Origin of the sequence: Thermophagus xiamenensis (assembly GCF_900112795.1) — a bacterium.
Classification (GTDB): Bacteria; Bacteroidota; Bacteroidia; order Bacteroidales; family Marinilabiliaceae; genus Thermophagus; species Thermophagus xiamenensis.
Genome location: NZ_FONA01000020.1, coordinates 66,062 through 91,278, shown reverse-complemented (window position 1 = coordinate 91,278; position 25,217 = coordinate 66,062). Strand labels below are relative to the sequence as shown.

The window sequence follows — 25,217 nt, the reverse complement described above, 5'->3', positions numbered from 1 at the left end:
CCTGCTCTTCTTTTATGGTTTTGGAAACAGCAGCCACTTCTTCTTCAAAGGACAAGGTTAGTTGATCGGGATGAACCTCAGGGATGAAACGTTCTCGCTTGGAACCGAATATTAAACGACGCATTTGGTCGTTCTGAAAAGCCAAATACTCTACATCCTGATTAAGCTTCTCAATAAGAGAGCCTTTCTCTGATATGACAGTTTCTTTCTTTGAAATAACAGCTTCTTTCTCCAAAAGCATCGCTTCCAGAACCGATATTCTGGCCTGTAATTGAGCAGTGTGGATGTTTGATTGGTGCTGTTTTTTCATACAAAAACATAGCATTAAATATTTGATTGACAAAGTTTTAATGCTATATTTTCAATTATTTAACAACAAAAATCAGCTGATTTTAAATCGCCTTTTTCGTTTTAAATCTTTAAAGGAAAGACCGTCTAAAATCATCATCAACTCTTCCCGGGTAATAAGTCGTGACGGTGCCGGTTTATCCCCCCGGTCAACAGAGTATCTGCCTCGTTCCAGGCGTTTGTAAAACATGGCAAAACCATCACCGTCCCAATACAAGAGTTTGATATGCGTTCCGGCACGATTGATAAAGATAAAGACGGAACCACTTACAAGATCCTGCTTCATCACATTACGTACAATTCCGGCAAGTCCGTCAAAGCCATTACGCATATAAACCGGGTTGCAGCACAAATAGTACTTTAAGTTTGCACTTAGTCCTATCATGGGTTAGTAAATTTTCAGGCACATGCCATTGGGAAAAGTCAGTGTCATTTGGGGCCATCGGTTATCTTGTTGCAATGGTTCCGGCGTTGGTGCCGAAGATTCTGCCGGGGCGATAGAATCCACTATGGATTCCTGAATATCGAATATGCCAAGATTAATAAACTTTAAGCCCGAGTCGCTTTCTGTTTTTTGAGTCTTTTCAAGGGCTTTGTATTTGCTTACCCAGTATTGCATTTTCGAGAGTGTTACTCCAATTTCTTTGGCGTAACTTCCTATTGTCTGACCACTTTCCTGCTGTAGAACCACATGCTTAAACATGCTACGGTTCAAAGATTTTCTGTGTTTCATGATTTTTTTGTGACAAAGCTAATAGCCACTGTCATGACAGGAAAGATGGGGTTGGTGGGGTGGATACGGTGGGGTGGATACTATCAAGATAAGATAATCTGACAAATAGAAGGGAAAATCCAAAATATCGAAAAAGGGAACAGTTATATTCGGAATTCCATGAATTTCCCGGCTCACACCACTATAAGATATTCATCTCATTACAAGATCTTTAACGAAAGTTTTTTAGACAAAAATGGGAAGTCGCTTATAGCGGTAAAAGAGGTGCAATGAAAGTTGTTGGAATTGATTTATATTTGGAAAAAAGATGAATGTTTTGACACTGATATTGAATCAAAAAGTGAAGCTTAGCAAAAAACTCAGGTATTGTAGATTGAAATCGGGAATGTAAATTTAACTCTGTCCGGTATAATTTTCGAAACTCAAAATAACTCATATTTTTTCTTTCAACCAATTCTTAAAAGCTCATTTGGGTAGTTTTCAGGTTCTGTCAAGGGCGGCTGAGGCACGAAGCCGTTTATATACCCTTGACAGGTTCTGAAGACGACCTATCTTTGCGATTAAAATATTGGATGTCAAACCTTAAGATTTAAACGGCCTTCAAATTGAATACACAATTGCTGTAGCGTTAATGCCCAGTTTTGAAGGGGTCTGGTCCATTTTTTTGCAATATTTTCAGTGGTTAAATAAATTAACTTCAGAAGTGCCATATCGCTGGTAAAGGCTCCTTTTGTTTTGGTTACTTTCCTTACCTGGCGATGAAATCCCTCAACAGCATTAGTGGTGTATATCAGCTTCTTGATGGGTTCATCATATTTAAAATAGTTGGAAAGTTCTTCCCAGTTCTCATTCCATGAACGTATTACAATAGGGTACTTTTTGCCCCATTGTTCTTCTAAGTTTATCAGTTTTGTTTCTGCTTCAGATTTATTGACTGCACGATATACTTTTTTCAAGTCTTTCATAAAGGATTTTTGGTCTTTTGACGCTACATATTTCAAGGAATTGCGAATTTGGTGAATGATACATTTTTGTATCTCTGTATCTGGAAAAACGCTCAATATTGCTTCTGAAAAACCATTTAAATTATCGGTGCAGGCTATTAATATATCTTTTACACCACGATTTTTCAAATCAGTTAATACAGATAACCAAAACTTTGCACCTTCACTTTCCGATATATACATGCCAATCAGGCTCTTCTTGCCCTCTTTATTGATGGCTAAAATATTATATACTGCCCGACTAACAACCCGTCCTTCATCTTTTACCTTGTAGTGCATCGCATCCAGCCAGACGATGGGATAAACATCGTCTAAGGGGCGATTTTGCCACTCTTTTACTTGCGGTATTATCCTGTCTGTTATTTCACTTAATATTGTGGGTGATACTTCTGTATCGTACATCTCTGCTATATGAGAGGATATGTCCCTTAAACTCATTCCTTTTCCATATAGTCCTATGATTTTGGGGGCCAAACTATCAGTAAGAATGCGTTGCCGTTTTTTGACAATCTCCGGTTCGAATCTGCTATGCCGATCTTGTGGGGTTTCTATAGAAATAGTGCCATAGCCGGTCTTTATTTTTTTGGTGCCTTTCCCATTGCGCTTGTTACCCTTAGATCGTTCTTCTTCCGACAAATGATTTTCCATCTCGGCAGATAGAGCGCTTTCCAGAAATTCCTTTATGATGGGTGCAAAAACCCCTCCTTCGCCTGTAAGTGATTTTCCACTTCGTAATTGTTCTAAGGCCAAATCGCGCATGGCTCGATACTCGGGTGTCTCTTTTTTCTTGTCTGTCTTAACTGCAATATTAATATTTATTAGTTTATGGACAGAGTTTATTTTACACTCTCGTACAAAAAATATTTATCCTCTCAAAAAGGTTCTTTGGTGTACCAACTTTCTTTAACTATGCTATGGCCGATGGTATTTATGAACTTCTTAAACATAGCAGGAATGGTATTGCTGATTTTAAAAGCCGGATTGGTCCTCATCACAACCAATTTCAGTTATCTTTATTCCCTGATTAATTTTTGAGGAAACTCCAGTAAAATTAATATTTTGTATAATTTTAAGCAGTCCGATTTCCGAGGAAGACTAAATGTCCAGTTTAATAAAATTAATCTAATTTATAAAAAGTATAGACTGAACGTTAAGCTGTCACATCCAATATTTTAAGATTATTCTGATAAAAACAATAATCTTTAGTTGTCTATTACCATTATTCAGAAACTTTCCTACGGTAATTTTCAACTTCCCAAGTGTCAATAAAAGCTATTTGCGAGGGAGTCATACTGTGAGGACCGCCGAAAAACTCAGAGAACCAACCTATTTTCATTTGATCTTCAAATACATCCAGGGCATTATTAAGTTGCTTTTCGGTCTCTCCAATGCCAATCAGTCCTTTTCCCTGAACAAGCAAAATTTTCGGGAAAAATCCGTTTTCAACATTGAACGCTTTTATAGCTCTCTCTATATTAGAGGGGTTATGTTGCATGTCCTCGTCAACAAAAAGATATTTGGACTTACAGTAAACAATCACATCAGGAGTAAATGGGGCGCTTATCTTCCTGAACTGTTCTTTACTCTTTGAAAATCTTTCTATCAAAATATTATTTCGAGATTTGAAGGACAACCCTTTCGATCTTAAAAAGCTAGCAGGAAATTTCAACTCTCTATCAATGTCAAAAGAAAGATCAGAAAATGAAAAGGAACGTGCATCAAAAGGTATGGAATGGATAATATCATCCATAATCTGCCTGTAAATTTCTTCCACCTCGTCCACCGTATCAGCCCCGACAAAGATCCCATGGTTTTGCAAAAATATCACTTTAGGAACGGCTCCGAATTGATTCTCAAAATGGGAAATTTCATTTTCAACCTTTTTAAACAACACATATCCCGGATCGGTATAAGGAACAAAAACCACTTGATCACCCCAAAGTTTCCTAACGGTGGTTTCAGCTTCATTACCACAAAGAACAGCGTTGATCAGGTATGGATGCATATGTACCACAAAAGAATAATTGATGGCATTATGAAGCGAAGTTTCAACTGAGGGCCTTTTACCTCTTTCAATACATGCGTTTTCAAGATCTTCCTTAACCTCTTTTTCTCGGTTGAAAGGATCACTACTATATTCTTTAGAAGAAATGACCTCCAGTTTTTTCCTGTCCATTCTGACAAATCCTTCCTCCGAAATGTTGGCCAATCCAAAACCACTGGCTTTCACCCACATTTCCTCATCGGTTTTAAAGGAAGTATTTCCACCACCGGCTATTGTATAGCTTTTGTCTTTCCCGAATTTTCTGGAAATTTCAATGAGTTCCTGAATCGATTGTCTCATCATTTTTAAGTTTATTGGATTTTTAGTTGTATAAACAATTACTCACCCAGATAAAACGAGGGCACAGGTGATTGCTCATACCCCATAGATCTGTGAGCAACATTATTGCGGTAGAGTGGATCCTGCATCAAAGACACACGCTTATCTTTAGCTGGAATGAGGGTAGAATAAATTTTTATTTCCCCTTTTTCAACCGTCACTAATTCCTCCCTCCAATCTCCAATTAAATCGGCCATCAACATAAGTCGACCTTCAATTCCATTGGTAATAACTTCTCCGCCAAATTTAACAATAGAAAGATTTTTATTACGGTATCTTCTGCCACCGATAATAGGTTCACGCAGCAGATCGGCATCCCACCAAATCCAGTTCCTGCATCCAGGAAAATCATCAGGACTGCCGAATTTCTCTCCCTTGGCTGTCCGCATATAATTGGCATGTGACCCTCCTTTGGGGTCTTCAGAGGCGAAACATTCCAAACCAGGTATGGAGGCATCAACATCGGCAACCATCCCATCGCCCACATGAAACGTTTCTATTCCAATATCCCAAACAGGGTTTCCGGATTTTGCATCAACCAAACAAACCCCTCTTCCGTCTTTATGGAAAGGTTCAATAGCATAAAATATTTCCAGTCCTGGACGTTCCGGGTCTATATCAGTCACAAAAACCTTGTCGGGATGTCCAAGTCCTGTAGACCATAAGGCAGTTCCATTATCATCAAGAACCACAGACCCAAGGACAATCTCATCCCTGCCATCGTCATCCAAATCTATGCTTTGCATCCAATGGGCCCCCTGACTCCGGATTACAGGATTCTCCTCATCCCCGTCCCAGTGCCAAAGTTTATCCAATTTTCCGTTTTTTAATTGCCAGGCATCACACACCATCAGCTTATAGGTTCCACGCGCTACAATTAATGCCGGTGTTTTACCATCAAGAAAGGCAATTCCTATTTGATTCCGATTGTTGCGATTATAATCCCCGTAACGATCCGATCGAGGTGGCCAGTCACTTCGTGCAATCTCTTTGCCCGTCATACCGTCCAGAACAGTAACCCATTCTTCTCCATTTCTTACCCGACCATCTTTGTCGCGGTGATTGGGTCCTGTTTTCAAGGCCACCTCAGCTTTTCCGTCTCCATCTAAATCCCATGCTATCATGGGCGAATACCATATACCGGGTTCAATTCCAAGCCCGAGATCCTTGCGCCAAAGAAAAGTGCCATCACTCAAATAGGCATCGATTTTATAAGTGGTACTGTCGATATTGGGTCGACCGCCAGGATCAATGCTATAATTGGGATGTTTAACAATGAAATCAAAGTCTCCATCCCCATTTAAATCGGCAACAGCAATTCTGTTAGGATCGCAATCCTCCATTAATTTTACCGAAATGTAAGGCAATTGATCTCTAAGCGGTATAACCCGTTTCTCTTCCGAGACTCCAAAATCTATAACATCTACACTGGTTTCCACCCGGTATCTGGCTTCTGATAAATTTTCCACTTTATAGTCTAAAAAGTCGGTGGTTGAAACTATGGGTTTTTTATTCAAGCGGATTTCTTTCCCGTTATCATCTGTACGGAAAACATTAAATGAAACCCCTTCAGGATCACTATTAAGTAATCTCCATGACAAATAAACACCACCGTCAGGAGTCTCTTGCACTATCAACCCCCGGTTGATCCTCTCCTGCGGACGTTTATCGGCCCACCCATCAACAAGTGGCTTTTCACGGTGTTGAGGATCCAAAACTTCATACAGATAAGTTCTTTCACGCAAGTCCTGAGCTAAAACAACATCCGAAATGCTAAAGAAAATAAGAAAAAGTCCCTTAATGGCCTGATTGAATGTCATATTCAGTGAAAATTATATTTTTTTACCCGGTAAAAATGCCATAACACCTTTGGGGTGGCACATTCTAATTCAACAAAAATCTCTATTTTCTGGGAAGCGTGTCAGGCTCTAATTCACAGACACATAAAACATTAAAGTTCAGTATATTCTGTTTATATTTGGATTCATCTTTTAGTTTGGTATCTAAAACAGGTAATTTATCATAGGAAAATTATCCTATATAGTAAGTTCATATTTTACAGACTATTGAAAACATTAATAACTTTTGAAAACATGGTGACTTTGTGAACAAATTTCCTGATTACTCTAGCTTATACACCTCCGAACCAGCAAGCAAGAAACACCCTAACCCATAATCCTCGAAGTCCGGGACACTTTTATAGGTCACTGGTTGACCAGATTTGGGCTCTTTACCTGTTCCTTGAACATACCCGAGAAAACCATTTTCATGCACGCTCTCCTCTGCCATAGCATTCCAGGCTTTTATTACAATAGGTAAATATTCCGATCGGGAAAGGATGTTATTATTAATTCCCCAAGCTAAACCATATGTAAACAGAGCAGTTCCGGTAGTTTCTTTTCCTCCATAGTTTTTGGGATCATGTAAACTCACATTCCAAAAACCATCTTTTCGTTGAACCTTTTTAATGGCCTGAGTCATTTCCAAATACATCTTTAGGTATTCATCATATCCAGGTGCATCTTTGGGCATAATATCCAATACTCGTACCATAGCCGCATAGACCCATCCATTACCTCTTGACCAATAACAATCCTCTCCGTTAGGTTCGGTATATGGGGGATCAAAATCAGCATCACGCCACCAAAGACCATCTTCCGGATTGTACAGACCATTGTCGCCATGCTGGGTTTTGGTGTACATATACATATCATACATTTTCTGAAAATAGCGATAATCATCAAAAAGAACACCCAGTTTGGCAAAAACAGGCATGGCCATCTGCAAGGCATCAATCCACCACCAATCATCATTTTGAGGGGTATTGACCATCATATCAATGCAAGCTTTTATATTTCTGATCTTTTCCGGATCGGGCGACATAGTGTACAGATCAATATATGTCTGCCCGCAACATTGATCATCTGCATTCCGGGTGGTATTCCCGTTACGCATTCCCCATTTATGAAACTCTGCCCAAGAATAGGCATAATCATAATATTCTTCTCTTGGATAAATTTTATACAAAGCCATTAATCCTTCATAATAGACTCCACGAGTCCAGATATTGGAAGGTCGAGCTTTATCCGTGACCAGCATCATCCCAACATCCGGATACTTTTTCATAAAATAGTCGTTTGCCAAAACCATTTTCTCCAGAACTTTTTTTCGGTCAAGCTTTTCCTGGGAAAATAAACTTACGGTAATTACTAACATTGAAATGATGAGACAAACCTTTTTCATATCGTATATAATTTAAGAATATCTAAATAGTTATAAAAGTATTAGGAATAGGACTTCGGATAATTCATTCAACACTGATACAAAGTGAATACAAATAAACAACCACAGAAAGTTAACAATGATTTTTTTATCCCAGCGAATGGTGAACGAAAGAGGGAAGGGCTAAAATAAAACATTCATCATAATCCTATCCCCATCCTTCCGAAAATAATTATTTTCTATTTCCCTAACTGCCTTTCAATATTCAACCATTTAACCTAATCATTTCCCTTAGGCTTATTGGATCGGCACATATTTAATTTCTTTTACTTTTAGTTTTTGGGCATTATCTATTTTAAGTTCTTCTGCTTCCGGTGTACGAATGGTTAACCCTTCTATCAACCAGTTTCTAATGAATGATAGGTGGCCGGCTTTCTCTGCTGAAATGGAAACATTTTTAAATTTAAAACCTGAAATATATGATTTTTCAGTTCCCGAAACCTGAATCGCAGTTTTTACATTTATAGCATGACAATCTTCTACAGAAACATTTCGAATATAAGGCAACCCTTTTTCCTCAGGAACTTCTTCAAGCATAACTTTCCAGTGGGAAGGAATTTCTTTAATCCCCTTTGGAAGGGTTGCATAGCTATAGGAAGGGTTCCAGTTGAGCGTCACCACACAAAAAGACCGAACCCCATCGGCCTGCACATTCTCCACCTGAATGTCCTCAATTCCGCCGCCACGGGTAAAAGCCGATTTTAGGTGTAATACATGGTGCGAACCAAGGGCTTTCATATTCTCCGATTTGACATGCCTTACCCAACCAGATGTTTCGCTACCAATAACCAGTGATCCACCCCCTCTACGGGCAATACAATCATGAATATAAACATACTCGGCAGGCTTATTAACCCTTAATCCGTCGGCATCTCTTCCTGCCTTAACGGTAAAATTATCATCATTGCAGTCAACATCACAATTCATTATTTCAACATATGATGAGGAATCAACATTTACTCCGTCAGTGCTGGGACCAAAACCGTCGATATTATTCCGAATGGTGAGCCCGTCAACGGTCACATATTTCGAATAAAGTATATGTACCGTCCAAAACCCAGACTGTCTAACCTGGAAATCTTTCAATGTTATATTTTCAGAGTCTGATATTTGAATAGTACGCACCCTTTTACAATCATAATCCGATGCCCAACGAAGTCCTTTCGGGGTATATTCATGTCGAAGATTCCAATAATTTTCCCAGTTATATTTTCCCTGGGCATTGATCACTCCTTTTCCGGTTACGGCAACATTTTTCCTGCCAAGGATATTAATAATCCCGGAAGGCCACATCATTTCTATACCTGCCACTCGCGTTTTAATCTCAGGATAGTATTTTAAACCAATAAGGCCCCACAGCTCAACCCCTTCTCCAATAACCAAGTTAACATTATCTTTTAAGAACAAAGCCCCGGTGTGATAGATGCCCGGTTCAAAAACAACCTTTCCGCCCCCTTGGGCCGAACACTCATTTATAGCAGCCTGTATGCCGGCGGTGGAAGCAATCACTTTATTCTTAAACACGCCATCAAAATCATTGACTTTGAAGGTTCTTTCATAATCCGGAAATTGCTTGGCGCCCACTTCCGACAACCAGTCTTGAGCCTTTACCTTCCCGATCATTATAATAGTCAATATGCCAATGGCAACAAATCTTTTACGCATGTTTATTTGTTTTTTGGTTTCTTTAAACATCCAGTCTTAAAACTAATTCAATTAAAAATGCCCTAAAGACAGTCGACATTTTTTATATTCATATTTCATTGTATTACTTCCCCTTATCCCTCAAAAATCAGTTTCCATCCGGTTTCTGATTAGTTGAACGAGAACTGTGCTTTAACTTCCACCCGCTAAACGGAAAAGGATTAGATAAATCTATAACAGGGGTTGAGGGTTTTAAATGATTGGCCAAATCCAAATTAAGATCGCGAATTCCCTTTACGATACAAAGAGCAATTTGATAAGCACCATAATTGTTAAAATGAGTGTTATCCTCCAATTTTTGATTCTGTCCTCTAAAGGTATTAGCCGGATATTGAACAAATGCTTTTCGCGATTCTTCAACACCCCAAGCTTCATAAAGCTCTTTGCTCATCACATTCAAATCAATAAGCGGAACATTTTCTTCTTTAGCCACTTTCCTCATTGCTGCCGGATAATCTCCATGGGTATGAACTATTTTCCCACTTTCATCAAACGAACGACGATTCATTGGGGTAACCAAAACAGGCTTTCCTCCTTTTTCACGAGTTAACAAAATAAATTCCTTAAGATAATTGGAAAACGACTGCCATGGACCTATACCTTCTCCTTTTTGTTTTTGGTCATTATGTCCAAACTCGATAAACACATAATCGCCTGGCTTAAGCAAGCTCATAATTTTATCCATTCTTTTTAATCCCTTAAAAGATGAAAGAGAAGCTCCTGAAAAGGCATAATTGGCCACCACAATCCCAGTATCAAAAAATCCGGTAATCATCTGGCCCCAGGCGGCATAAGGTTCGTATTCCTGGTCAACAACAGTGGAATTTCCCGCCAGAAAAACTGTTGTCAGCTCCTGGCTTGCAGGTTTTATACGTATCCCATAAACGGAAGGCTGATCCCCGTTAAATTCAAGGGTGAGTTTTTCATCCCAGTTCAAATATTCATATTCCCTTTTTTTTCGAATGATGGAATCTGTACCTTCAATGCGGGGAGTCCTTACATTGACAATAAAGGTATGTTCTTTCACCTCCCCAGTCTTTGCTTCACTACGTTCAACCATCAGTCGTCGTGACTCTGCCTTAACTGTAGTAACCGATTCCTGAACAGGATTTCCGAGCCATACAGTTACTTCATAATTTCCTTCCGGCAATTTAACGGAAAAATAAAAAGAGCTCCCTGAGGTACAACCGCTGTTTTTTATATCGGCATCATACTTCGACTTTTTCATCGTATTTTTCGGAGTAGTCCACAAATCAAATCCATAACCGACATACTGATTATAAGTCAGTGAACAAGGAACCTCAACAATATTGTTCTTATTTACCGGGACATCGGTACCAAAATTAAATATCAAGCCATCCGAACCAGCTTTTCTCATAATCACTTCGGGCGATGTCTCTACTTCTTTAATGGGAATTAGCTTTACCGGGCCTGCAAGCCCCGAAGGCATAACTTCCCATCCCGAAGCATCAAAGGGCTTGTATCCTATATTTACAAAATTAATCTCATGAAATTTTCTCCACTCCTGGCCATTTAGATCCATATACCGTATACGGTTCGACATTAGGTTGGCTACCTCTATCTGAAGGGTATTTTCTCCTTCCTCAATATAATTGCCAACATCCATTATAAAGGGTTCACTCCATAACACACCCAGATCATGACCATTTAATACTATCCTGGAACTATACCCCACATGTTGTAATTTCAATTGATAAGATTCTGCCGGTAAATCATTTACCCTAAAAATGGTGGAATATCTGGCTATCCCTGAGAAATATTTCTCCCATTCGCCATCCAATGAGGTCCAATATTGCAGCGTATCAATAATTCTGTCTCTGGGTAACTCAGGTCCTCCTTCAATGAATTCCAATTTCCATGGTCCGGAAATTTCTATTACCTCACCTTCAACTCCTTTATATTTCCATTTGGGTAAATGAGCAATCGTTTTATTTGTCAATAATATAAAATAAGCCTCTCCTGCTTTGCACTGAAAACGCACCATGGATTTCCGCCCCTGATGAGCAACTGTGGTTGTGCCATAAGTTCCTGTTTGGGGATCCATAATTACCGCATATTTCCCAGGTGCATTTAAGACAATAGTCTCGTCAATATCTTTGGAAGTATGATTAACCAAATAGTAATAAGTGCCCAAGGTTGACTTTTTTCTGATGAACTTAAGTCCCAGATCGGTCACCATTTCTCTTTCAATACCATTCAATTTAAGCACTTTTTCAAAATCAGGGGTCAGATAAATACTGGAATTATCATCTTCCAATATGGCAACATCTTCCCCCAACGCTCTATGATTAAATCCGGCAAGTAGCGTTTTCATTCTTTCCTGACGACTTTCCCAATTGCGAAGGCCAGGAACTGTCTTTGGAATATTTTGCATAACAACTACCACTCCCTTTCGGGAAAATTCAATCAGTTTCTTCAAAGTAGCTTCAGGCATCCGCTCACATTCGGGTATAATAATGGCCTTGTATTGATTGTGGCCATTAGTAGGAACCACAACCCCATTCCTCACTTTCAATGTTTTCAAAAGAGAATCCGATACAAAGTCAAAAGTATAACCTTTATCCAATAATTTCTGAATTGAAGCAGAAGCCAACCACTGTTTTGAACCGTGAACAGTCATCATCTTTTCCATCCCTTCAGGGTCATGCCACACATCATAAATTGGCCAATAAACCAAAAGGTCATTATCGGAAGTAGTAGATTGTAATATACTTTGGCATCGAGTAATATACTGATTCAACCCTTCAATATGAGCCCAAAAGCTATTGGAAGGCGAAAAATTTACAGAGGCGTAAAACAACCACCCCGGCCATGGAGCTTCTTCCGGGGAATATGCGGTGCCATGATAAAAGATATGGTTGACTCCGGCCAACATTACCTGTTCGGCTTCCGGTTTACACTGAGAAAGCGGTACCCGAAAATGTTCCCCTAACCAAGTAAAGGTTTCGCACGAGACCAGCCTCTTCCCGGTTAAATTGGCAGCCGAGGCAGCCATTTTCAGAAATAATGGGTTATGATCGCCCCTTTTTACATGGGCACTATCCCAATAAAATCCTGGGATATTAAAATGAGTGGCACCAAATGTTTCAATCTCTGGGATATCAACTGAGGCATAAACATCCAGCAAATTGGCCGGTGAACCATGCGACTGATTACGCGTATGGGCACCGTATTTATGCGCCCAGGCCGTCCACTTTGTCGAAAAATTATGGATTAGCATATCAGACATAGTCTCCCTGTAATCCGATTTCACACGTGCTACGGTATCCTTATCACCGTCTCCGTAAAGTTCACGAAGATGCAAGGATAAATCATATCCTCTTCGTTGTTTAAATGCCTCCAGAAAGTCCTGGGACCAGCTGGCACCGAAAACCTCATAACTGTCATTAAAAAAGCAGCGTATATTAGGACAATTATCTTTGAATGCCTCATCAAATCTTTTCAAATAATGATAAAGTGCTTTTTCAGAAAAATGATCAAACGTAAAACCTTCTCCCCCTGGCGCCGCACGTTTCACCCGCTGACGCGTCCGACCATCAAAGGCGGCGTATATAGTCCACCGTCCGGATGAGGGTTTCCAATTCAACAGACCTCCTTCATTCACCAGTGGCATCAACTCTCTTTTTCTGCCATGTTCATCATAACCGGTCACAGCAATCAGTCGGGCACCAACATTTCGTTGCCTCGGATCGTTTATTTTGACCCTCAAAAGCGGGGAATCAACCGTAAGCTCATACTTTTGAATATACAAACGCCGTGCAGCAAAATCACTCGTTATATGAGGTCCGCCAAATGGCCATCCCGTTCCCGTTGTTATATCAACCCCCATTCCCAGTGAATCGGCTTTGGAAACCGTATAATCCAAAAGTTCTATCCATCGGGCCGACAAAAAATCAACATACCTATCTTCATATCCTTTAACACCGTATATAGGGGCTATTTCTACACCTCCAAATCCTTTTGCCGCATATTCCTCTAAAAGCGGCCCCAGTTCTTTTTCATCAACGGCACTTCCCATCCACCACCACCGAGTCCATGGTTTCATCTCCTTATTTATTTCTGGCCAGATATTATTCCCCTCTTCTATATTTGATGAACATCCAATACCCAACATTAGGGCAAATACGATAACAATAACCAAATAAGGGCGCTTTCTTTTTCCTGGTAAGAAAATCCTATGTCGCATCAGCATTTAATTAATTAAGTTTTTTGGCCTTAAGGAACTCGCATATTAACCTCTTATTTCGAGAAAATCATATATTGATTAACTGTTCACCCAACCTATTTTCTACGTTAATCCTTAGCCCAACAATGAATATGATACATTAAATCCTCTTTTTCTCTTACTCTTCCTTAATTACATAACACTATTTTCTTATTTAATATAAAATAGAAATGGTTATATCATTGTCCTTATTTCTTCGGGTAGATACAAACAATTTACCCGCTTCAGCATCAAAAGCCCAAATCCCCGTTTCATTTACCGCATCCTTTTGAAAAGAAGAGATGCTTACTTCTTTGGTCGCTATACTGCCGGAATGTATAATCCTGGAGGGTTTTTTCTCCAAAACTATTTCCAAAACAATAGTATGTTCCACCACTTCATAATCCCCTTTGGTAGTTGAAATAGTCAGGGATAGTCCTTCTTTGGTTGCCTTTTGGGTTATAAGGGTAGCCGAATACTTACCTTCCATATAATCCAATGATTTTCCATCATCTTCATAAAGGGTAAAGGCTCCATATTCTCCGGGAAAAATTTTCAGAGTAAGTGGATCCACACCCTTTTCCCCTACGAATTCCATTTCCGGTTGCAACGGGAAAATACTACCAGCTTTGGCAAATAGAGGAAGTTTTTCTATCGGAGTAACAATCAATTGATACTGACCCCCCGAAATTTTTTCACCAGTCAGATAATCATACCATTCCCCTTCCGGAAAATAGACAACACGGGTGGAGGCACCTTTAGTTGTCACCGGACATACCATCAGATTATCCCCAAACATATATTGATCATCAATATTATAAGTATTCTCATCGGTGGGATTCTCCAAAACAAGAGCGCGCATCACCGGAAGTCCGGATTGATACATCTGGTAATAAGATGAATAGATATAAGGGATCAAGCGATAACGCAGCCGATCGTAGCGTGTAAATATTTCCAGCGCTTCTTGCCCGTAATTCCATGGCTCTTTATACTGAGGATGCTCCATACCAAAAAGCATGGCCACTGGGCTAAACATCCCAAACTGACACCACCGGATATATAATTCCGGATCGGCCACTCGTTCAAAGCCACCCATGCAGTGTGTCCAGGCACCCACACCTGAAAGACCGATATTTATGCCTGCTCTTATTACCGGAGCAAAATATTGCCATTCGGAAGGCCAATCTCCCGCAAAAATAAAGGGATAACGTTGAATGCCTGCAAACCCTTCACGGGTATGATTCATCCCTCTCATGCGGTTATATTCCTGAAATTTCTCATACGGCGCTTTGGCATAAACAACAGGAAATAAATTATGAAGTTCCGGAATACCCTCTCCCTGAGGACCTTTCTTGTCAACCAATTCATTACCCTGCCGGCCAAATGCACTCCCTTCATCTGTCTTAACAAACATACAGCCCATATCGGCCAGTGGTTTCAGGCCCTTTTCCCACCACCAGTCCACCGATTGTGGATCAAAAAAATTAAGAAAATCGCCGGCATAGTTCTTTTCGGGATAGGTAAACCCATATTTCTGAGCCTGTTCCAGTAGGTTATTTTGATCGGTATTGTCCAATCGCGGCCGAATATGTACTCCCGCCATGTTGAAATTCAAATCATAGATGGCATCAAACATTGCCCCCGGATCGGGAAATCCAGGTTGTCTCCATTCAAAAGTAGTACCTCCTTTCCCATTCACTTTCCCAAAGAGTCGCCAGGTAGAATCGAGCCACAGAATATCGGCCGGAATTTTATGTTCCCTAAATTTTCGGGCCACATTTACAACATAATTCTGATTGGTCAAATGCTCATGCCCCCAGGTTCCACCGCTGTAGGTTCCCACATGAAGTCCCAAAGCAAAACGAGGCATCAAAGGAGTGCGCCCGGTAACCCTAGTATAGTTTTCAATAATGGATTTAAAATCGGGACCATAGATAAAGTAAAAATCCATCCACCCGCCATCGGCTGTTACCATCCATTCCTTATCGGTAGAACTTCCCATATCCCAGTGGGAAGGCCAGGCATTATGAAAGAAAAAACCATAGCCTCGGGAACTCATAAAAAACGGCACCGGACAATAATTGGCTTCCAGAATATTGTAGGCTCCTATTTCATGGGGTCGACCTAGCCCCCGCCCCACATTAAGGGTCAATTTCTTGCCTCTTTGGTTGAGAAAGTCCATGCGTTCTCCAAAGCCAAAAAATGCTTCTTCCGGAAATAAATTACTCCGGAAAAAAGGTTTTCCATCGAAATCATAACCGATTGAAAAATCTTCATTAACACTGGCGGTAATAAGATTGTTCTCTTTATCAAAAACTTTAATGGCAAAATTTTCCTGGGAAATATGTATCGATAAAGCCGATGATGTTATAATCCATTCCCTTTTATCTTTACGTGTACCGACAACATTGAAATCAACCCTATCCCATTGATTTTGAACTACCATTAAGGAATCATGGTCATAAAATTCTCCATCTTCATTGGACAGGGACACCCGAAACATATCCGGGGTACACCACAAAATTCGCATCTGTCTGTCTCCTCTGCGTAAAATAACCTTATCTGCGCTCACCTCTGCACCGGGAATTCCATAATTACAGCCCACCAACAAATATATAACGGTAATAGTCAGTATAAATAATCCCTTCATTCCTATTTTTCTATTTTAAGTAGAACATTTCTTCCAGAGGTACTGTAACGGGCGAGTGGTCTGGGTTCGTTTCCATTATATCGCTCATATAAGCCCACCATTTTTTAATAATTGGATTATCTCCCAGATCCTGTGACGACTGATCTCCTTCCTGTTTTTGAACGGCAAACAAAGTATTGGACTCTTCATCCAGAAAAATGGAATAGTCATAAACACCGGTCGATTTTATTAGTGCAGCCACTTCGGGCCATATTTCTCTGTGTCGCTTCTTATACTCTTCCTTAAAACCTGGTTTAAGATACATTTTAAACCCAAATCGTTTTGCCATAGCACTTAATTTTTAGTTATCCATTTGTTATTACCTTTCAATAAAATTTGTATACACAAGTTTCTAACAAAACCATAAAAGGTATTTTAACAATCACCAAAAATACATGAGCGAAGAGCAATAAACAATGCACAAACTGGCAATAATTTTTAACTTTTTGATACGGTTATTTTAGGAATTTCAGATATTCCACAATTTTTGATGCAATAATCTCTTGTCCTGGGGCTGACATATGAATGCCATCCTCTGCATAATAATCTAAAATTCCCTGCAATGGATGATAAATATCTATAACGTCAAACCCCATATTTTTGGCTATGGCTGTTAATTCCGGAATGAGCTTTCCCAGTCTTTCGTTTCCTCCTTCATATTTCTCCAAGATATCATACGTTCGCATGGGCGGTGGAGTGACGAAAAGCAGTCGTGGGTCTGAAGTCCTTATCAATTGATGCTTTTTTACGCGGAATAGTAACTTCCTGAAATTGGCGACCACTTCCTCTTGTCGGTTGGCAAAAACTTTTTTGGCATCATTGGTTCCCAGGCATACAACCAAACAATCATATGTCTCATGGCCAATCTGACTTTGAGCCTGATTCAGGTATTCATCAATATTTCGCAAAGCATTTAGTTCTTTTCGGCCAAGGTTATCAAATCCAATGGTTCGCCCACTTTGGGAAATATTGATAATTTTCGACTCAGGCATCATATTTTTTAGTTGGTTTACCCATCCATGAGGGATTTCCCCATTTGAGTCACCCAAGGTTAAAATATTGTATTTTAAAGATGTAGTTTTCTTATAAGGAATCAGCCCCAAAGCCTGCGGTAATTGTTCATGTCCGCCATCAAATATTGTAAGGTGAATATTCCGAAAGTTTCGCAATAAGAAAACATTACGATCAAATAGTTTAGGAAGTGTTTCAAATGCTGGGTGAAAACGCCGCGTAAGAAGATCGATCATTTCTTCCTGAGATACCAGGATACTGTCTTTTAGCTTTAAGGAGATTACTGAATCCAGGTCTGCCACCCCATAGGCCAATTCGCCAGCTAATCGGTTGTACATTTTAACAGAATGTGTAAAAGGAACCGAACCTTTGCACCCATCGTGAACACCTGCATATAAAAAAAGATTGGCATCCTCTCTTAATTTCCGAGGGAAAGATTGCCATAACGGAGAACGCCTGATAGCTTCGTCTCTGTTGAAAACAGTGTCGACGGAAACAATGCGCATGATATCTCTGGCGTACTTCAGACGTCGGCCGACTGATTCATAATACCAGGCCTCTAAATCAGAGATAGGCGCCCAAGCAGAAAAAGTTTTTACCGGAAAATCAAGATTCATATAGGCCGCTAAAGTAACCAATCCACCTCCTGAAAGACCGATTATGTGAACATCTTCCGGATCTGAATTGGTGTTTTTAAGAGCATAATTAATGGCGTCCATAAGGTCGGATATCACCTTTTCACTCCCACCAGCTTCCGGATGGTTGTTTGGTCCACGGAAATCGGGATGAATATAATTCCAGTCTCGCGCCACTATTTCTCTAATCAGGGGATCATATTGCAAATAATCACCACTCCAAGTGTGTAAACTAACGATCAACGGTTTGGGGGTTTCACTCCGGCTACTGTACAATATAGCTTTCTGGACAGTCCCATCAGTCGAACTGAGGATTTCAACCGTCTGAACGACCTTAGGCCATTGGACTTCAACCCGATCATTTCTCTGCGACAAAGCCATCATCCCAATCCAAAACAATAATGGCATAGCAATGAACCGTTTCTGTAATTTCATATTTATCTTTTCTGCTATTTAGTTGAAATACCGTATTAATTTTATTTCTGATCCACAAAATATTCAGCCAATGGAAGGCCAGCCTTTTTTACCTCTTTCACAAAAAGCCCTGCAACAATCTTTGCTCCGTAAACAGAAAGATGGGTGGAATCGGAACGGGTTTCGGTAAAGGTATAAATCGCTTTCGAGTTTTCTGGTCCTAGCTCTGAAACCAACTGTCGAGTCAACGACTCCATATCTATATAGGGAACATTGTTTTTCCCGGCTATATCTCTTGCAGCAATAATATAATCCCCGTGGGTATCTTTCAGTCGCCCTTCTTCATCGAAATGGCGCCTCACAATGGAGGAACAAACTATCGGATAAGCTCCTTTATCTCGCGATTCATCAATAAACCGCTTGATATTTTCCTGAAAAGTACCAAAAGGTTCGGTATGTCTTTTCTTATCCGGCTTTTGATCATTGTGTCCAAACTGAATTATTACATAATCACCTTTAGACAGACTATCCAAAACAGCCTGCCACCGTCCTTCGTTTATAAAACTTAATGTACTCCTACCATTAGCTGCATGATTGTGTATCCGTGCCCGTGGTGTTACATAATCTGCCAAACCTACTCCCCATCCCGATTCAGGATGACGATTTGAACTTTTGGCTGCCATGGTAGAATCACCGATCATCCAAATATCAATAGTTGAATCTTGGTTACAAGAAAACATCAAGAAAACCAACGTAAGTAACAATACTGAAGTAAATAATTTCATAAACCTTATATTTTATTGTTAAAATGCACTCGTTTACTATTTATCTAAATAATTGATTTAATGCAACTCATATGACCTAAAATTTTTACTTACTCTTGTTAACAAACTTAGTTAGTCGTGCTCGGTTTATCCATAAATGTGAGCTTTAATTTTCTCCAGAACATTCAATTTCATGGATGTCTTTAATCATTATTTATTTATAAATGGTTCTGAAGAGGGGATTCTTATAGACTCCGTTCCTGGCAATTCTTATTTAGGCTTTAACTCATCCGGACTCTCAGAAGTATGGAAATCGAACCTTTGTTTTTCCGATTTGGTAAAAATACGCTTTATCTGATCCAATGCCACTCTGTAAGTGGGTTTAAAACGATCGCTGGTCATATACTTCAGTAAACTATACCTCACCTGACGGACGGCGGGTCGGTCATCAAGATTATTTTCAATATCGGCGCTGCACACCACCAACTTGCCATTAGCGACCTTAGCTTCGAAGATAAGTGCCAATTTCCGGTTCAGAAACCAAGTGTCGATGGGTTGAACGATGGGTCTGAAATCGGGCGGAAAATGATCGATATCCATCACCTGCTGACGGTGGAGTAATGCCCACCATTGAAGATTGCTATGAAATTCTGTAGGAAAATCTGCAAGGGCCGGATGGTTAGGGTTGGTAAATATACCGAGGGTATGAGGTGGCCGCATCTGAAACCAGGAGGTATTCCAAAATACCGGCCTAAAATACTGAACCACCTCCTTTCCTCTTTCCACTTTGCCGGCAGCAAGCAGCAAAACATTTTTCCCCTCATTGAGCGCAGCCACCACATCCGCATTAAAGTCATGGGCTATCAATATATCATTATGATTAATCTCCGGCAATTTCTTTGGATAAACCCAAAATTCCCAGTCATTTCGATATTGGTCCACCTCAACTTCAAGTCTGTATTTTCCGGCTTGTTTAACAAAACCTAATGAAAAAGAGAGGTTACCCAAATGGTTATGGCCATAATCAATGTATTGTTCGTCTAGTGTATTACTAGCTATTGTATCGCCTTCAGCATTCAGGATCCAACAGCGCGGCATGATACTTTTTAACGGCTCCGCACCATAATGTGCCACTTCCAAATCAACAGAGAGGGATTCGTCACTGGTAAAAACAAATTTAGGAAATCGGGCTAAAGGAACCGTTGGAGAAAAAAATCGTCTGAATTCATCGGGCGTTACGTAATCCTTGGGCTCCCAAAACACATTGGCCACTCCGACAATCGCTGATCCCTGACCCGGGAAATCACTGATTCCTAACAGCTGAACCCCACCATTTTGGGGTGTTCGCAACGATGCCTCTATCTCATTTTTATAGCAAATGGTTTGAAATTTTCCGGATGCCATGAAAAAATCTCGTACCTGATCGCCCATGTTTTTACGTTCCAGTTCCGCCTTAAACATTTCAAAATTTCGGGGTCTGTAAACCCCGGTATATTTCGGAATCTCAGCAAAATCGGGGAACACACAGTATTGACCCATCTCGTGGGCAACATACGGCACTTCATACGGTGCTATTTTCTCCCCAAAATCGAACATGCTGTTGGGGCGACGGTTCCACGGTAAACCCCGGGCTTCCGACCTCACAATAAACTCATTGGCCGGTGCCAGCGGCCAGCTTCTCCCTATAGAGGCATGAGTATATAAATGCCGGGGATCTTTTGCTTTCCACTCCTCAACCAGTTTATTTAGAAAGGCTATTTGATTTCGACCGGCCGGCTCATTGCCATAGGCAAACATGACAAAGGAGGGATGATTTCCATAACTTTCCAATATTCGGTTGCACTCTTCCCGAATATACTGGTCAACCGGTTTTCCATCCCCCACGCTGGTTCCATGATTGGTCCAAAAAGGGCCCTCGATCTGCAAATAAAGTCCCAGTTCGTCAGCAGCCTCAAACGCAGCTTCGGGCGGACACCAGGAATGAAACCGGAAATGATTGACGCCATAGGCCATGGCTCTTTCGTAAATATCCCTCCATGCTTCTTTATCAGTTGGCGGATATCCGGTCAGTGGATAAGCCGCACAATCGAGAGTACCGCGCAAAAAAACGGGGCGACCATTAACAGTAAATCGGCGTCCATCAGCCCTAAAGGAACGCATGCCAAAAGTGGTTTGTGCAGCATCATTAATGCCAACATCTGTTTTTAATTCTATCTCTAATCGATAAAGTGCTGGATTAAACTCACTCCATAACTGAGCTTTTTCTCCCAACGCATAATTCACTTCAATTTTATTTGCGCCTGGTTTAATTTTTACCGAATGTTTCTTAGTTCCCGCAACATGTCTGTTGTCCCCATTAAATGATGAAGCCGACAAAATCAAAGTCCCATCGACAGATGTTTCGGAATGGTTTTTTATCAAGCATCTCACGCGTGCAGTCCGGGTTTCTAAATCCGGATAGACCTGAATATCATTTAAAAATATGGAAGGACGAGCTTTAAGCTTAATATCTCCAACTATTCCATTCCAGTTTCCTTGTGTATGGTCGGTTAAACTATGTGAATCAGGGCCTACATTTATGTCTTTTATACGATTATCAACCCGGATGGTCAATGTGTTTTCTAGTTTCGTCAGATACTCGGTAATATCATATTCGTGTGGAACCGATAATGAAGTTTGCGTTCCCACTTTTTTTTCATTTACCCAGACTATTGTTTCCCAATGCGGTCTTTCCAGATGCAGAATTATTCGCTTTCCTTCCCAGGAGGCGGGAACAATGATCCGTTTTTGATACCAGGCTGGACCCACATAATACAAATTGGGCGTAAGCCAAAAAGGAAACTTGAGATCTCCAGGTTGCCGATATGGTTCCGTATGGGGATTAAAAAACCACGAACTGTCATAAATACTTCCTGTCCACCGGGTCTGCAATGAAGGTTCAAAGCCTTTCTGGTTTTCTTTCATAGACCCCGGCAGATGCACCTTCTCTTCCAGCCTTCGGGCAAACCATTGTTGCTCAATGCCAACATCGGCTGTATCCATGCTGAAAGCCCATTGGCCAGAGAGATCCATTTCCCTCTCCTGCCTCACCCCTTGGCAGGCGGCAAGGCAAAAAATTAATATCATTAATATCTTTCCTTCGATCTTCATACCATTGAATTATGTTTATTCAAAAAAATCTCTGTCGAACAATTTCGTTGAGATCCTGATAAAATGAGTTTATTTCAGCTCGAAATCGTAATTAAATTCCCTTTCAAGATCCACTGACAACAGCTGCGCAACACCTTTATGCCCTTCTAGCAAGGGCTTTTCAAAATAAATCTTTCCCCCGGAGGCCAGCGGTTCAATAGTTATCACCAAAGGTTCTGTTTCCGGAAGGGAACCCAATTTTCGTAACGAAATGGACCAAGGGGTACCGTTATTAAAATTATCGGCCACCAGGCGGTGTCCAATTCTGGCTTCGGCTCGGTCACCCGCATAACGGATCCGAAGAAAAGTATTGGCTAGCTTATCGTTGTAGTCTTCAGGAATTGTTAAACAATAAGTGACCGGCCGGCCCGCACGATCCATCTCAACTGACCGGGGTTTAGTCAATTCAGGGGCTTTAAGACCTCGAATGGGACGGCCCGGAACCGGAATCCGATAATCGGTGGTGGTAAGCCATGAACCATCTGTGACTATTTCTATTTTATCGCCATTAAAATATTCCACATCTAATCGTGCGGCCAGAGCTCCATCACCTGCAACGTATGGAACATCTAGCATCAGAACATTTTCACCATTTTGCACATACCCGCATAAATCTATGAAATTTACCATACTGGTATCCACCCTTTGACTGACCCATCGGTTGTTCACATTAAGCCTGAGAGGTACATCCGTAAAAAGTTTCATTACAGCCGATTGAACAGAAGAGGAATTCATCAGAGCAAACTCTTTTATAAATATTTTATGGTACAGATGCTTCTTCCCCGAAAAGTCGTTAGGCGTTGCTTTTAACCAGTCGGATCGGTCGAAGATATCTTCACATTGGTAATTCACCTTTAACTCTTTGCCCGGGACACAAATACGGAATCCATTAAACAATCCCTCCGATACTGGTTTTACTCTTCCTTTTCCGCTAGATAAAGGTTGCATATCGCTGTTCAATCCCAAAACCTGAAAGCAGGTATCCGTATCAAATACATGTAATCGGTTTTGGTCCAAATACAAATTAGCATCTGAAAGGAAAAAGTGCGACCGCCCACGACTGTTCAGCACCCACATTTGATCGGCTTCCGCATGGGATAACACCATTATTTTTATTCGGTTGTCGGAATAATCTCTCACATCGATCCAATGCTTCTTCCCCGGTTGAAAATCTTTCACCACCAACATTCCATTCCTTTTATCCATTTTTCCCCATTGGGTGGAAATCTCCTTCACCGTTGATTCGTCAAATGCCAACTCAGGGATTATGCTATTATTCTGAAAAAAGATCCAGACACGCTCATCTGCTCGTCTAAATTTTCCAACCGGTTGTGCCGTGGCATACTTCAACAGCACATTGTCCATCTTAAAGTTAAAGGGCCAGATAAAAATGGTACTGTCCTCAATATTTACCGGACGCCCGGGAAAAATCAACGCCTCATTTTTTAATCGAATATGAAACTGTACATTTTTCTGCACCGGCTTGGGTATGCCCCTATAATAATTAACGCCAAAGAGGAAGCCTGCCCGACCATCGGACCGAATCGCATATTGCAAGGCCTCCATATCACTGTTTCCGGCAGGAATCACCGGGGATAAGGGTGCCAGCCGATGGCCAAAAGCATTTAGAAAATAATGAAGCTTCTTTACCTGATGATAGGAAGGGGCCAGTTCGCCCGTCTCCCGAATCGCCGCCTGGAAGTCGTACGACACTTTGGGATATTCATTCCAATAACCGGTGTAATATTGCTCTTCTTGAAGAGTGTTTAAAATTCCCGACGGATTACTGCCACCGGCAAATACATAATACCCCAGCATATTGCTACCCGACCCTGTTTTGATGGTAGCTATGGCCAATCCATCCAAGGGGCCAATAACAGGCCTGCGATGATAGGAAAGCTGGTTTCCCACACCTATTTCGCAAGTAAAATAGGGATAACGGGAATAATCGGGCTGATATCCATTCGATGGGGTTTCCTCATTGCCAATATTTTCCATATTGACCGGGGCATCAAATATATAGTTGAGGTTTTCTGTTATGGTTTGAATATGAGTTGCCCAAGGAACAGCCGGATATCCGCCCCAAAGAGGAATTACTTCATCCTGCGGCAAAGAAGTATTCCGCCATCCTGTTATGGTATAAAGAGGGACATCCATCCCGTATTTGCGGGCCGTCTCTTTAAGCCAAAGGATGTGGGCTTCCCCGCCTTTCCCACGCCAGTACTCATTCTCAAGCTGAATACCGACAATCGGACCTCCATCTTTATAGTAGAGTCCGCCCATCTGACGGGCCACCTGTTGATACCAACGATCCACATAAGCCTGATATACGGGGTGATTGCTTCTATCGGTCAGATAATTCTTATCCAAAATCCAATCGGGTGTTCCTCCATTTCGTACTTCGCCATGACACCATGGCCCTATTCGGGGATAGACCCATAATCCATGTTTCTGTACCAACTTTAGAAAACTCCTGAGGTCTTTGTTTCCCGTCCAGTCAAACTGACCTTCCAATTCTTCATGATGATTCCAAAACACATAGCTGGCGATGATATTAATACCATTGGCTTTCATTTTCAGGATCACATCTTCCCAGCGGTCGCGTTCAATGCGCGAATAATGCATCTCGCCCATCACCGGAATAATCGGTTTTCCTCCCAAGGTAAGATATCGGTTATTGACTTCAATCTTTCGATCCGCCTCACCGCTATTCCCCATTTTTAAATGACCACCCATCACCTGATCGCTGATTTTGGAGGCGTCCAGATAATACTTTTGGCCGGAAAGAGACATCCCCATTCCTGAAAGAAACACAAGTATAAAAAAACGAATCATC

The 25,217-nt window shown here is 40.9% G+C and carries 14 protein-coding genes and 1 pseudogene; all 15 read right to left on the bottom strand.

Translation table 11 applies throughout. The annotated features are described in order from the left end of the window. A pseudogene (locus BM130_RS12185) lies at nt 1–310 on the bottom strand (hypothetical protein); the annotation flags it as partial. Nucleotides 311–382: 72 nt separating this feature from the next. Further along, nucleotides 383–733, bottom strand: a complete 351-nt coding sequence (tnpB, locus tag BM130_RS12180; RefSeq protein WP_010526600.1) for an IS66 family insertion sequence element accessory protein TnpB — start codon at nt 731–733, stop codon at nt 383–385. Between the two features lie 3 nt (nt 734–736). Continuing rightward, entirely contained in the window at nt 737–1,081 is a 345-nt protein-coding gene (tnpA, locus tag BM130_RS12175; RefSeq protein ID WP_074964394.1) for an IS66 family insertion sequence element accessory protein TnpA, read from the bottom strand. 575 nt (nt 1,082–1,656) lie between these two features. Continuing rightward, nucleotides 1,657–2,844: an IS256 family transposase gene (locus tag BM130_RS12170; RefSeq protein ID WP_010526598.1), complete on the bottom strand. Its 1,188-nt coding sequence runs from the start codon at nt 2,842–2,844 to the stop codon at nt 1,657–1,659. A 460-nt stretch (nt 2,845–3,304) separates the two neighbouring features. Further along, the gene (locus BM130_RS12160) at nt 3,305–4,429 is read right to left on the bottom strand and encodes a class II aldolase/adducin family protein (protein ID WP_010526596.1); all 1,125 of its coding nucleotides are present in this window, start codon (nt 4,427–4,429) and stop codon (nt 3,305–3,307) included. 38 nt (nt 4,430–4,467) lie between these two features. Next, nucleotides 4,468–6,288, bottom strand: a complete 1,821-nt coding sequence (locus BM130_RS12155) for a rhamnogalacturonan lyase family protein (RefSeq protein WP_010526595.1) — start codon at nt 6,286–6,288, stop codon at nt 4,468–4,470. A 301-nt stretch (nt 6,289–6,589) separates the two neighbouring features. Next, nucleotides 6,590–7,711: a glycoside hydrolase family 88/105 protein gene (locus tag BM130_RS12150; RefSeq protein ID WP_029626482.1), complete on the bottom strand. Its 1,122-nt coding sequence runs from the start codon at nt 7,709–7,711 to the stop codon at nt 6,590–6,592. A gap of 276 nt (nt 7,712–7,987) precedes the next feature. Next, nucleotides 7,988–9,415, bottom strand: a complete 1,428-nt coding sequence (locus BM130_RS12145; protein WP_044138424.1) for a glycoside hydrolase family 28 protein — start codon at nt 9,413–9,415, stop codon at nt 7,988–7,990. Nucleotides 9,416–9,542: 127 nt separating this feature from the next. Continuing rightward, nucleotides 9,543–13,661 carry a glycosyl hydrolase gene (locus BM130_RS12140; RefSeq protein WP_175560429.1) on the bottom strand — a complete coding sequence of 1,373 codons (4,119 nt, stop codon included), beginning with the start codon at nt 13,659–13,661 and terminating at the stop codon, nt 9,543–9,545. 193 nt (nt 13,662–13,854) lie between these two features. Further along, on the bottom strand, nt 13,855–16,329 hold the full coding sequence (locus tag BM130_RS12135; RefSeq protein ID WP_010526591.1) for a glycoside hydrolase family 31 protein: 2,475 nt from the start codon (nt 16,327–16,329) through the stop codon (nt 13,855–13,857). Between the two features lie 10 nt (nt 16,330–16,339). Beyond that, nucleotides 16,340–16,657, bottom strand: a complete 318-nt coding sequence (rhaM, locus tag BM130_RS12130) for an L-rhamnose mutarotase (RefSeq protein ID WP_010526590.1) — start codon at nt 16,655–16,657, stop codon at nt 16,340–16,342. A gap of 166 nt (nt 16,658–16,823) precedes the next feature. After that, nucleotides 16,824–18,449, bottom strand: coding sequence for an SGNH/GDSL hydrolase family protein (locus BM130_RS12125; RefSeq protein WP_010526589.1), 1,626 nt, complete (start codon nt 18,447–18,449; stop codon nt 16,824–16,826). 41 nt (nt 18,450–18,490) lie between these two features. Next, nucleotides 18,491–19,213 (bottom strand): rhamnogalacturonan acetylesterase, encoded by a 723-nt coding sequence (locus BM130_RS12120; protein ID WP_010526588.1) that lies wholly within the window; start codon nt 19,211–19,213, stop codon nt 18,491–18,493. Nucleotides 19,214–19,462: 249 nt separating this feature from the next. After that, nucleotides 19,463–22,342, bottom strand: a complete 2,880-nt coding sequence (locus BM130_RS12115) for a glycoside hydrolase family 2 protein (protein WP_010526587.1) — start codon at nt 22,340–22,342, stop codon at nt 19,463–19,465. Between the two features lie 69 nt (nt 22,343–22,411). Further along, a complete protein-coding gene (locus tag BM130_RS12110; RefSeq protein ID WP_157998096.1) occupies nt 22,412–25,216 on the bottom strand; it encodes a beta-galactosidase in 2,805 nt (934 codons plus the stop codon). Between the last annotated feature and the right edge of the window lies 1 nt (nt 25,217).

Excerpts from the sequence above, each read along its gene's own strand:
- tnpB (WP_010526600.1), bottom strand. The coding sequence starts at position 733 with ATGATAGGACTAAGTGCAAACTTAAAGTACTATTTGTGCTGCAACCCG.
- tnpA (WP_074964394.1), bottom strand. The coding sequence starts at position 1,081 with ATGAAACACAGAAAATCTTTGAACCGTAGCATGTTTAAGCATGTGGTT.
- BM130_RS12170 (WP_010526598.1), bottom strand. The coding sequence starts at position 2,844 with ATGCGCGATTTGGCCTTAGAACAATTACGAAGTGGAAAATCACTTACA.
- BM130_RS12160 (WP_010526596.1), bottom strand. The coding sequence starts at position 4,429 with ATGAGACAATCGATTCAGGAACTCATTGAAATTTCCAGAAAATTCGGG.
- BM130_RS12155 (WP_010526595.1), bottom strand. The coding sequence starts at position 6,288 with ATGACATTCAATCAGGCCATTAAGGGACTTTTTCTTATTTTCTTTAGC.
- BM130_RS12150 (WP_029626482.1), bottom strand. The coding sequence starts at position 7,711 with ATGAAAAAGGTTTGTCTCATCATTTCAATGTTAGTAATTACCGTAAGT.
- BM130_RS12145 (WP_044138424.1), bottom strand. The coding sequence starts at position 9,415 with ATGCGTAAAAGATTTGTTGCCATTGGCATATTGACTATTATAATGATC.
- BM130_RS12140 (WP_175560429.1), bottom strand. The coding sequence starts at position 13,661 with ATGCGACATAGGATTTTCTTACCAGGAAAAAGAAAGCGCCCTTATTTG.
- BM130_RS12135 (WP_010526591.1), bottom strand. The coding sequence starts at position 16,329 with ATGAAGGGATTATTTATACTGACTATTACCGTTATATATTTGTTGGTG.
- rhaM (WP_010526590.1), bottom strand. The coding sequence starts at position 16,657 with ATGGCAAAACGATTTGGGTTTAAAATGTATCTTAAACCAGGTTTTAAG.
- BM130_RS12125 (WP_010526589.1), bottom strand. The coding sequence starts at position 18,449 with ATGAAATTACAGAAACGGTTCATTGCTATGCCATTATTGTTTTGGATT.
- BM130_RS12120 (WP_010526588.1), bottom strand. The coding sequence starts at position 19,213 with ATGAAATTATTTACTTCAGTATTGTTACTTACGTTGGTTTTCTTGATG.
- BM130_RS12115 (WP_010526587.1), bottom strand. The coding sequence starts at position 22,342 with ATGAAGATCGAAGGAAAGATATTAATGATATTAATTTTTTGCCTTGCC.
- BM130_RS12110 (WP_157998096.1), bottom strand. The coding sequence starts at position 25,216 with ATGATTCGTTTTTTTATACTTGTGTTTCTTTCAGGAATGGGGATGTCT.